Here is a 6,981-nt window from a genome sequence, read left to right as displayed (position 1 = left end):
TGCGCCCCGACCCGAGCCCCACGCGCGGGGACCGCACCCGGCGGCCGCCGTCGGACGGCACCGGATCGGCGCCGAGCAGCCCGCGAAGGTCTACTCGTGGAGCGACTTCGAGCTGGACGACGAGCCGGGACCGCCGCGCGCCGCGCCGCGTCCGCCGGACAGCCCCCGCGCACTGGACGGCCTGCGGCACTGCGGCGTCCTGGAGCGGGTCCTGCACCGGCAGTGGGACGCCCGGCAGGGTCCGCCGTCGCCCGAGGTCGTCCGTGCCGTGGAGAGCCTCGCCGCGCTGCCGGACGCGCTGAAGCGGAAGCTCGCCGACGGGCTGTCCGGGATCTACGTCGGCCCCGGGGGCGTCCCGCACCTGGACGACATGGGGCACCTGCGCGGCCGTCCGCTGCCGTCCGGGCGCGCCACCTGGGACATCTGCGCCGGCGCGTACGGCGACCGGAAGATCGTGGTCGGTGACCGGCCGTCGCCCACACCGGACGTGATGATGCACGAGGTCGGGCACGCGCTGGACGACCTCGACGGCGGCGAGGCCGGCTGGCAGTCCGACACGCCCGCCTTCCAGCAGCTCTACGAGATGTGCCGCCCGTATCTGATGAGCGACTTCCACCAGCAGGCGGACGCTCTCGGCCGCAGGGAGTTCTTCGCCGACGCGTTCGCGGCGATTTCGGCCCGGCAGCGTCCGGCATTGGTGGATATGCTCTCCGGCAACATCCGCGCCGCCCTTGAGGTCATGCTCTTCTTCAACCGCCGATACGGAATCTGACCTGACCCGCCGCCAACGGAAAGACAAGCCAGCGAAGGTGATTCCCGATGTACGTGATCCGGCTCCCCGACGGCACGCTCAGAGTGCCGCACGGCGTGCTGCACGAGGGCGGTGACGACGGGCGGGTCATCGCCGACGCGTACGTGGAGATTGGCCCGGACGACCCCGACTACGACCGTCTTCTCGCCCAGTCGCTCACCGAGAGTGAACTCGAGGAGCGCCGCCGCGCCTGGCGCGAGGGCGACGCCGACCTGGAGGCCGCCTTCCAGGAATGGAAACGCGACCAGGACGCCTGACCCGCTCGCTTCCCCACCCGCCTCGCAGCATTCGGCCCCGGCCCAGGCCATTGAGCCTCGCCCCCGGCGACCTCGGCCCCCGGCAGCAGCCTTTCAGCCTCTGGCCTTTCTCCCGGCCCTTCAGCCCTGACGAGGCCCCGGCCACAAGCCCGCAGGCCCCGTTTCCAGACTGTCGTTCGGGCGGCCGCCGTCCGGCCCGGCCCACCAGTCCGTAGACCCGGTTCCAGCCCGTCGCCCGGGCGTCGTCCTGCCAGCCCCTGGCCACCCCGGCTCGTAGGCTCGGCTCCAGCCCGCTAGACCTGGGCAGCAGTTCGCCGCCCCGGCCAGTAGTCCGCCGGTTCTCGGATCCGCTCCCGCCCTCCGGCCGTGGCCGGTAGTCCCGAGTGTCCAGGTCACCGGTTCTCTCAGGTCTCCAGGGTCTCCACGCTCCGGGTCTTCCCAGGGCCTGGTCGGACGTGACGGTGACCGAGTGGGGAGCTTGAGGTCGGGAGGGGCCACCCGAGGAAGGGCTCGGCCTTTGAGCTCCGATCTGAGGCGGTGAACGGGCGACCGACGGGGACACCTCGTCCCCGAATCGTGGTGGCCGTAGCGGCGCACAGGTCACCGTCCGCGAGGGCTGCTGCCGCTTCGCAGTGTTCGCCTAGTCGGCCAGCAAGCCCCCTCTGACCTGCGACGGAGTATTTCCATCGGTTGCCGTCAGGCGGACTGGACGCCGTTCTGGGACGTCGCGCGCAGACCAGGACATCCGGCGGTCGACTGTGTTGGGTGAGCGCGGAGGAAGCGCCCTGAGGCGCTGCGGACAATGCGAGTGGGCGTTGTACGGGCACCTGGCCGGGACGGAAGGGCGACGGAAAAGCCTGGCGTGGGAGGCTGCGCGAAATGCGGAACCGGCATCGAGAGCGGTTGCCGGACGCGAAAACCGCAGGAAAATCGACCGCCACCGAACGTAAATCGTGGAACGGGAAAACGGGCACTGCGACGGAGGTCGACTTAATGCGCGGTGTCCGAAGCAGCGCCACCGAGAAAGGCCCGGACGTCGGGGGCCGCAACGTCGTCAGGCGTCAAGAAGCCCCCGCGAACGGAAAATGCGGGGAACGGGCGCTGGGCGGTAGATCAATGCAGCGGCGGCCGTAGAACGAGGGAGCGACACGTCCGTACAAGGTGGTGCCCGTAGGGGCCGAGAAGCCACCCGGAGGGCAATCCGCACGCCGTGAGGGGAACGGTGGCAAGTGTGAGCGGCGTGGGGTGTGGGAATGGCGTGAGCGGAGGAGCCGGACGTGGTGCTGGAGGCCGGAAGGCGTGCGTGAGGCGGGTGTGGCCTGGAACGTCATCGACGCGCGGGCGCCTCGCCAAGCCCGCGCGTCGATGACGTGTTCGTGCCCGACGCCCGCGAGCGGGCGCGCAAAAACAGAAGACCGCCTTCTTCCGGCGGGGCGTGCCGGGAGGCGGGGCCGGAAAGGCGGCGCCGGGGCCGTCCGCGCCGGGAAGGCGCGGGCGGGATCCCGTCAGCGGACGGCCGAGTGCTCCACGACCGGTTCGTCTCCGCGAAGCAGCGCGTGCACTTCGGACTCGCGGAAGCGGCGGTGGCCTCCCGGCGTCCGAATGCTGCTGATGCGGCCCGCAGCGGCCCATCGGGTGACCGTCTTGGGATCAACCCTGAAGAGCGCGGCGACCTCTCCGGGGGTCAGCAGGCGCTCGCTGGTGCTCTCCACGTTCTCTCTCCCCCTTTGTCCCGCTCTCGGCGCGGGTGGACTGTTTCCTAGTGTGGCGGAGCAAGACCGATTTCTCCCTTGTTTTCGGAAAACATCACGCTGCGTAGTTCGGTGAGCTGCTCATATCACCGACCGTAAACACGGTTTAGGACACTACGGACACCGCGCCCACCTTCCGTACCTCGCGTCCCGCCCGTGCGGACCGCCGGGCGGTCCGTTATCGCGCGCCGATCGTGAGCGAATAACCTCGCTTCCATGCCCGCCTCCTTGCCCTCCGCCACGCCCGTCTCCATGTCCGTCCTGGTGACCCTCGCGGACGTCGAGCACGCGGCCGGACTGCTCGCCGGAACCGCCGTCCGCACTCCGCTCGTGCCGTTCCCGGCTCCCGGCGGCGACCGGTTCCTGCTGAAGGCCGAGTCGCTCCAGCCCGTCGGCGCGTTCAAGCTGCGCGGCGCGTACGCCACCATCGCCGGCCTGCCCGAGGACGAACGGGCCAAGGGGGTGGTCGCGCACTCCAGTGGCAACCACGCCCAGGCCGTCGCCTGGACGGCCCGCGCCCTCGGCATCCGCTGCGTGCTGGTCATCCCGCACACGACGCCGGGCGTGAAGGTGGAGGCGTGCATCGCGCTCGGAGCCGAGATCGTCTACGTCGAGCCCACGCTGGAGGCCCGCGTCGAGACGGCCGAGAAGCTGGCCAGGGCGCACGGCTTCACCCTGGTCGCGCCGTTCGACGACCCGCGCGTGATCGCCGGGCAGGGCACGGTCGGGCTGGAGATCGTCCGGGACGAGCCGGAGGTGGACCTCGTGCTCGTCCCCGTCTCCGGCGGCGGCCTGGTCTCCGGCGTCGCGGTGGCGGTCAAGGCGGTCAATCCGCGCGCCAGGATCATCGGGGTCGAGCCCGAGCTGGCCGCCGACGCCCGCGACTCGCTGCGCGCCGGCCGTCCGGTGGAGTGGGCCGCCGAGGACACCGGGCGCACCTTCGCCGACGCGCTGCGCGTCCAGCGGCTCGGTGACCTCACGTTCGCGCACGTCCACGAGCTCGTGGACGACATCGTGACCGTCTCGGAGGACGAGATCCGGCTGGCCATGCGCCGCATCGCGCGCGAGGCCCGCCTCATCGCCGAGCCGGCCGGCGCGGTCGCCGCGGCCGCGTACCTCTACCGTCGCGACGCCCTCCCACCCGCGCGCACGACCGTGGCCGTACTGAGCGGCGGAAACGTGGACCCAGCGCTGTTCCTGGACGTCCTCCGCCAAAGCTGACCCAGCCCCAACGGTGGCTGCGGCGGGGCTGGACCAGGTCATCGGGAGACCGGGAGTAGCCTGGAGCCGCCATGCGTTCCGTTCTCTTCTACACCTCCGCGCGCCTGGGGATCTTCGTCGCCACGACGGCCGTCCTCTGGCTGACGCCCATGCGCAAGGCGCCGATCTTCTTGCTGCTCGGCGCCCTCGTCATCAGCGGCATCATCAGCTACGTGCTGCTGTCCACCCAGCGGGACGCGATGTCCGCGACGATCGTCGGCAGCGTCCGCGACAAGAAGGCCCGACTCGAAGAGTCCCGCGGCAAGGAGGACTGACCTCCACCCGCCCGGACCGCCGCTCGCCGAGCTCTCCGCCCCCGCTCACCGCGGGGGCTTTTTTCATGCGCGGACCAACCGTCCACGCCCGCGTCCACGCACGGGCTCCGGCGAGAGGCGGCGTCCAGCGACCGCGCGCGCCGTGTCCGGCCACCTTGGGGGGCTGTCCGGTCGTCCGCGACCCGGGCAAACGGCGGCGGGGCACGGTGTCGGATGAGCGGGCGGCCTGTGTCTGGCGAGGGCCTGGGCCGTACCCGGTGTGCATGGGGGCCTCGGGGACGGTCATTGGTGGGTGCTCCGGAGGGTGCCCTGCGGGTGCGGGGCGGCGGCTGGTCGGGGCGTGTGGGCGGACCGTTCACGTGCGTTCGGGAGCGGCCTCCTAGGGTGGTGGTATGACCCGCGCCAATCTCGACAAGAAGCCCGCCGACGTGGCGGCGATGTTCGACCGGACCGCCGACCGGTACGACCTGCTCAACACCCTCATGACCGGCGGAATGGAACGGCGGTGGCGCCGCGAGGTGGTGCGTGCCGTGGCCGCGCGGCCGGGGGAGAGGGTCCTCGACCTCGCCGCCGGGACGGGCACCTCGTCGGTGCCGTTCGCGGTCGCCGGGGCGGAGACCGTCGCGTGCGACTTCTCGCTGGGGATGCTCCGGGTCGGGCGCCGGCGGCAGGCCGGGGTCGAGAACCTGGCCTTCGTCGCGGGCGACGCCCTCCGGCTGCCGTTCGAGGACGGCTCGTTCGACGTGGTGACGATCTCGTTCGGCCTCCGCAACGTCCAGGACACCGAGGCGGCGCTGCGCGAGATGCGGCGGGTCGCCAAGCCGGGCGGACGGCTTCTGGTGTGTGAGGTCAGTCACCCTCCGAACCGGCTGCTGGACGCCGGGCACAAGGCCCACCTCAAGATCGGGCTGCCGCTCCTGGCCCGGCTGTCCTCCAATCCGGACAGTTACACCTATCTCGCCGATTCCACCCTGGCGTGGCCGGATCAGCCCGCCCTGGCGGGGATCGTGCGGTCCGCCGGGTGGACGAAGGTGCGGTGGAAGAACCTGACCTTCGGGGTCGCGGCGATGCACCACGCCGTCAACCCGGGCTGAACCCGCTCGGACGGGACGCTTGCACCGTTCCAAACCCGGGCGGGCGCAGAGTTACCCATGAGCGGCTCCAAAGGAATAGACTCCCCATCGGATTCTTGTGAAGTACTTCACAAGCGAACGAAGTAAGAGGAACGCTGTGACCGACTCCACCCGACACGCGGACGTCATCGTCGTCGGGGCCGGACCCGCCGGGTCGTCCACCGCCTACTGGCTGGCGCGAGCCGGTCTGTCCGTGTTCCTGCTGGAGAAGGCGACGTTCCCGCGCGACAAGATCTGCGGCGACGGGCTCACCCCGCGCGCGGTCCGGGCCCTGATCTCCATGGGCGTCGACATCGACGCCCCCGGCTGGAGCCGGAACAAGGGCCTGCGCATCTACGGCGGCGGCTCCCGCATCGAGCTCCCGTGGCCCGAGCTGGCCAGCTTCCCCGACTTCGGCCTCGTCCGCTCCCGGATGGACCTGGACGAGCTGCTCGCCCGGCACGCCGCGGCCGCGGGCGCCGAGCTGATCGAGGGCTGCAACGTCACCGGCCCGATCATCGACGACCGGACCGACCGCATCACCGGCGTGACCGCCCGGCACAAGGGCGAGGAGATCACCTTCCACGCCCCGCTGGTGGTCGCCGCCGACGGCAACTCGACCCGGCTCAGCGTGGCCATGGGCCTGGAGCGCCGCGCCGACCGCCCGATGGGCGTGGCCGTCCGGCGCTACTACGAGTCCCCGCGGCACACCGACGAGTACATGGAGGCGTGGCTGGAGCTGTGGGACGGGCAGCGCCTGCTCCCCGGCTACGGCTGGGTGTTCCCTCTCGCGGACGGCACCTGCAACGTCGGCCTCGGCCTCCTCAACACCTCCAAGTCGTTCCAGAACGTCGACTACCGCGGCATGCTCAAGGGCTGGACCGGCCAGATGCCGCCCGAGTGGCAGTTCGACGAGGAGCACGCGACCGGGCCCGTCCGGGGCGCGGCGCTCCCCATGGGCTTCAACCGGCAGCCGCACTACGCGCGCGGCATGCTGCTGGTCGGCGACGCCGGCGGGATGATCAACCCGTTCAACGGCGAGGGCATCGACTACGCGCTGGAGTCCGGCCGGCTGGCCGCCGAGATCATGGTCCAGGCGCTCGCCCGGCGGACCCCGGCGCAGCGCGAGCGGACGCTCTACGAGTACCCGCGCATCCTCAAGGACGAGCACGGCGGCTACTTCACGCTCGCACGGGTGTTCGTGCAGGCCATCGGTGACCCGCGGGTGATGAAGTTCCTCACCGCGCACGGCCTGCCGCACCCGTCGCTCATGCGCTTCACCCTCAAGCTCCTGGCGAACCTCACCGACCCGAAGGGCGGCGACGCGTTCGACCGGATCATCAATGTGATGCAGAGGGTGGCGCCCGCCGCTTGATACCCCGACCCCGGAGGGGAGTGCTATTTGATCACCTTGGACAGGACGTCGACCCGGCCGCGTGACCTGAGTCACGGGCGGGGCGCCGTGAAGGCGTGGGCTCCGCGTGCCCGGAGACCGCGTTCGTACAGCTTCGTACT

The 6,981-nt window shown here is 71.2% G+C and carries 7 protein-coding genes; 6 read left to right on the top strand and 1 reads right to left on the bottom strand.

Translation table 11 applies throughout. The features are described from left to right. Both AB0J52_RS01875 and AB0J52_RS01870 read left to right on the top strand, forming a co-directional pair. Nucleotides 1–772 (top strand): hypothetical protein (locus tag AB0J52_RS01875; RefSeq protein ID WP_500179653.1); only part of this gene is annotated, 772 nt, incomplete at its 5' end. 47 nt (nt 773–819) lie between these two features. Then, on the top strand, nt 820–1,068 hold the full coding sequence (locus tag AB0J52_RS01870; RefSeq protein ID WP_500179652.1) for a hypothetical protein: 249 nt from the start codon (nt 820–822) through the stop codon (nt 1,066–1,068). Between the two features lie 1,505 nt (nt 1,069–2,573). Here the strand turns inward: AB0J52_RS01870 and AB0J52_RS01865 are convergent. Beyond that, nucleotides 2,574–2,780: a BldC family transcriptional regulator gene (locus AB0J52_RS01865; protein WP_117361811.1), complete on the bottom strand. Its 207-nt coding sequence runs from the start codon at nt 2,778–2,780 to the stop codon at nt 2,574–2,576. A 255-nt stretch (nt 2,781–3,035) separates the two neighbouring features. Here AB0J52_RS01865 and AB0J52_RS01860 point away from each other — a divergent pair, with 255 nt between their 5' ends. The 4 genes from AB0J52_RS01860 (at nt 3,036) to AB0J52_RS01845 (ending at nt 6,841) form a co-directional block, all read left to right on the top strand. Next, a complete protein-coding gene (locus AB0J52_RS01860) occupies nt 3,036–4,040 on the top strand; it encodes a threonine ammonia-lyase (RefSeq protein ID WP_500179651.1) in 1,005 nt (334 codons plus the stop codon). A 71-nt stretch (nt 4,041–4,111) separates the two neighbouring features. Beyond that, nucleotides 4,112–4,354 (top strand): DUF4229 domain-containing protein, encoded by a 243-nt coding sequence (locus AB0J52_RS01855; protein ID WP_500179650.1) that lies wholly within the window; start codon nt 4,112–4,114, stop codon nt 4,352–4,354. Nucleotides 4,355–4,746: 392 nt separating this feature from the next. Further along, entirely contained in the window at nt 4,747–5,448 is a 702-nt protein-coding gene (locus AB0J52_RS01850) for a demethylmenaquinone methyltransferase (RefSeq protein ID WP_500179649.1), read from the top strand. A 136-nt stretch (nt 5,449–5,584) separates the two neighbouring features. Further along, on the top strand, nt 5,585–6,841 hold the full coding sequence (locus AB0J52_RS01845) for a geranylgeranyl reductase family protein (RefSeq protein ID WP_500179648.1): 1,257 nt from the start codon (nt 5,585–5,587) through the stop codon (nt 6,839–6,841). The last annotated feature ends 140 nt before the right edge of the window (nt 6,842–6,981 follow it).

This window comes from Spirillospora sp. NPDC049652 (assembly GCF_040675125.1).
Classification (GTDB): Bacteria; Actinomycetota; Actinomycetes; order Streptosporangiales; family Streptosporangiaceae; genus Spirillospora.
Note: the sequence above shows the minus strand (reverse complement) of the source record. Positions and strands in the feature narration are given on the sequence as shown.